Annotated in this window: 2 protein-coding genes and 1 pseudogene; all 3 read right to left on the minus strand. The window is 64.3% G+C overall.

The window, feature by feature from the left end:
- Positions 1-46: 46 nt before the first annotated feature.
- Positions 47-1123, minus strand: a complete 1077-nt coding sequence (locus AB0O34_RS36325) for a trypsin-like peptidase domain-containing protein (RefSeq protein WP_363923469.1) — start codon at positions 1121-1123, stop codon at positions 47-49.
- 228 nt (positions 1124-1351) lie between these two features.
- A complete protein-coding gene (locus tag AB0O34_RS36330; protein WP_363923471.1) occupies positions 1352-2428 on the minus strand; it encodes a trypsin-like peptidase domain-containing protein in 1077 nt (358 codons plus the stop codon).
- Positions 2429-2767: 339 nt separating this feature from the next.
- Positions 2768-3806, minus strand: a pseudogene (locus tag AB0O34_RS36335) (hypothetical protein); the annotation flags it as partial.

Raw genomic sequence — 3806 nt, forward strand, 5'->3', positions numbered from 1 at the left:
GCCCGGCCGAAGCCGGGCCCCGCTTCTGGAACGGTGGCCGATCGCGTTAGCGGATCGAGCCGGACCAGAGGTTGGCGGCCTTGCTGTAGACCGCGTAGGTCTCGCTGTCGAAGTACGGCGAGGTGCTGAAGTCGTACCGGCCGTTGCCGTCGGAGTCGCCGATGAGGCTGGTGACACCGTTGACGTACCCGAGACGCTTCGTGCTGCTGTACTTGGCGATCCACGGACCACCGGCGGAGCCGCCGGTCATGGAGCACTTGATGGCGATCTGGGCCTCGGCCTTGTAGGCGGCCGTGACACCGGCCGGCTTGGTCGTGCCGTAGCAGTACTTCGGCGTCTGGCCGGTGTACGGCCTGTCGCCGTCGGGGTGCGGGCCGGCGGGGTAGCCGAAGGCGTAGACCGGCTGGCCGATCTTCTGGTTCCACGCGAAGCCCTGGCCGCCGACGTTGTCACCGAGGCGACCGGCGTCCTTCCAGGTGCCCACGTTGATGCCGTTGTAGACCGTGACGAACGCGTAGTCGCTGTCGTAGTCCTCGTAGACCGAGAAGTCGTAGTGCGTGTACGCCGACTTGCCGACGTAGATGCCCCACGGAGCCTTGCCCTGGTAGTAACCCGGGATGAAGACCCAGTGGTCGAGGGTGTCGCGGTTGCGGTCGGTGTCGTAGACGCAGTGACCGGCGGTCGCCACGAGGTTGTGGTACTTCGACTGGACCGACGACGCGGAACACCAGTACGGCTTGCCGTGGACGCGGAAGAACACCTTGCCGATGGTCTTGGGCAGGTTGACGTTCTTCACCTTGGTGGGGGTGATCTTCTCTTGCCCGATGGGCGGGACGGAGCCGGTCTTGCCGTCGGGGGCGGCGTCGCTCCCGCCGAACTTGACCTTGCCCTTGACCGAGTCGTCGTTGGAGTAGCGAGTCGCGGCCTTGAGCTGCTTTCCGCCGCTCGCGCTCCAGAACTTCGCGGTGTCGTTCGCCTTGGACTTGCTGGAGGCGAGAGAGACGTTCGTCGGCTGTGGCTTGGCCGAGGCCGCAGCGGACGAGGTGAGGGCGGCGCCGATCATTCCGGTGGCGGTGACGGCGGCCCCGAGGGGGAGGATGAGGTGCTTTGCTCGGTTATTCATGTAACTCCTCTTGTTCTGACATGAAACATCACTTATGTCTCATGCGTCCCAAAGGGGATGTCTTCGAGCCTATGCGATTTCTTTACCTGCTCCATATTTCCGCGCCCCATAAACGGACATATGGGCATTCACCGGGATTTAACGATAGGGGAACCTCACCATGAGGTGAGGTTGAAAGTGCGAGGGGCCCGGCCGAAGCCGGGCCCCGTCACATCGTGCTCAGGTGGTTCACTTACCGATCTTGCCGGACCCGAGGTTGGAGGCCGCGGAGTAGATCGAGTAGGTCTCGCTGTCGAAGTACGGCGAGGTGGCGAAGTCGAAGCGGCCGTTGGCGTCGGTGTCGCCGACCAGGCTCGTCACGCCGTTGATGTAGCCGAGACGCTTGGTGCTGCTGTACTGCGCGATCCAGGGGCCGCCCGAGGCGCCGGCGGTCATGGAGCACTTGAGAGCGATCTGGGCCTCGGCCTTGAACCCGGAAACGGGGCCGGCGGCGGAGGTCTTGCCGTAGCAGTACTTCGGCGTCTGGCCGGTGTACGGCATGTCGCCGTCGGGGTGCGGGCCGGCGGGGTAGCCGAAGGCGTAGACCGGCTGGCCGATCTTCTGGTTCCACGCGAAGCCCTGGCCGCCGACGTTGTCGCCCAGACGGCCGAGGTCCTTCCAGGTCCGCGCCTCGACACCGTTGTACACGGTGACGAAGGCGTAGTCGCTGTCGAAGTCCTCGTAGTTGGCGAAGTCGAAGTGCGTGTACGCCGACTTGCCGACGTAGATGCCCCACGGAGCCTTGCCCTGGTAGTAACCGGGGATGAAGACCCAGCGGTCGAGGGTGTCGCGGTTGGCGTCAGTGTCGTAGACGCAGTGACCCGCGGTCGCGACCAGGTTGCGGTACTTGCCCTGGATCGACGAGCCGGAGCACCAGTACGTCTTGCCGCCGAGACGGAAGAACACCTTGCCGATGGTCTTCGGCAGGTTGACGTTCTTCACCGTGGTGGGGGTGATCTTCTCCTGCCCGATGGGCGGGACGACGCCGGTCTTGCCGTCGGGAGCGGCGTCGCCGCCACCGAGCTTGATCTTGCCCTTGACGGCGGCGTCGGAGGTGAACTTGGTGGCGGCCTTGAGCGACTTGCCGTCGCTCGCCGTCCAGAACTTGACGGTGTCCATGGCGGCGGCCTTGGTGGTGGACAGGCCGTCCGAGGCCGGCGCGGCCGCGGTGGCGGTCGCAGCGGTGGTGAGAGATGCCGCGATCATGCCGGTGGCGACGGCGACGCCACCCAGAGGGAGCATGAGGCGCTTGACTCGGGTGTTCAATGAGACTCCTTGTTCTGCCGCAGGAGGTGACTCCTGCCCCACTCGTCCCAAAAGGGACAGTACGAACCTATCGGTCTGATCATGAGGAATGGGTCGCAAGGCTCAATGGCGCGTCGGCCGTACGGCCTATCGGGGGATACCTGCGAAGAGGGCCGCCGTCCGGCCACGCACAGGTGGAAACGGTCCAACGGACCTCTCGCACGCGGGATGGAAAGCATGCCTTTCCTGTGCTGCGATGTGACGTATATCACTCGCAGTCGAGCTGTCCCCAAAAGGCGCAAGGCCCGGCACACGTGCCGGGCCTTGCTGGGTGTTGCTGTGCTCTAGCTGGTCTGAACGTCAGGCCTTGGTGACGAGCGCACCATCGGCGCCGACGATCTTGCCGGACCAGAGGTTCGAGGCCGACTTGTAGATCGAGTAGGTCTCGGCGTCGAAGTACGGCGAGGTGCTGAAGTCGATCCGGCCGTTCGAGTCGGCGTCGCCGATGAGGCTGGTGACACCATTGATGTAGCCGAGGCGCTTCGTGCTGCTGTACTTCAGGATCCACGGCGCACCGGAGGAACCGGCCGTCATGGAGCACTTCAGGCCGATCTGGGCCTCCGCCTTGAACGCGGCGGCGGGCTTGGCGGCGAAGGTCTTGCCGTAGCACCACTTCGGCGTGACACCGGTGAACGGCTTGTCACCGTCGGGGTGCGCGGCCGCGGGGTAGCCGAAGATGTAGACCGGCTGGCCGACCTTCTGGTTCCAGGTGAAGCCCTGGCCACCGACGTTGTCGCCGAGACGACCCGCGTCCTTGAAGTACTCGATGAAGTAGTGGGTGAGGTAGTACTCCTCGACCGTGCCGCTCTTGACCCACTTCTTCACGAAGAACTGCTGCTTGAACCACGCGGTCTCGGTGCCGGCGGTGTCCTTGGTGACCGTGAGCTCGCCGAGGAACTTGCCGTCGCCCTTCTGGGCCACCAGGTTCTTGTACTCTTCCTGGCTGATGGCGACCTTGTTGCTCAGGCGCTCGAACTTGGCGCCGTTGTCCAGGCCGGTGGGGGCCGCGTCGTACGCCGACTTGGTGACCTCGACACCGGTCAGCTTGACGCCGTTGATGCCCTCGGAGATGTACTTCTCGATGTTCTTCTCGGCGTCAGCCGGCTTGGCGACCGTCTCGGCGTTGGTGTCGACGGTCTTCTTCCAGTAGGGGCCAGCCTCGCCGTACTTCTCGTAGCCCTTGACGAAGTCCTCCTTGGAGATCTTCTCGTCCTTGGCGTACTTCTGGCCTTCCCACTTGTCGAAGGTCGACTTCGAGACTTCCTTCTCACCGGCGTAGTTGATGCCGTTGTAGACCGTGACGAACGCGTAGTCGCTGTCGTAGTCCTCGTAGACCGCG

The organism is Sphaerisporangium sp. NPDC088356 (assembly GCF_040685555.1).
Classification (GTDB): domain Bacteria; phylum Actinomycetota; class Actinomycetes; order Streptosporangiales; family Streptosporangiaceae; genus Sphaerisporangium.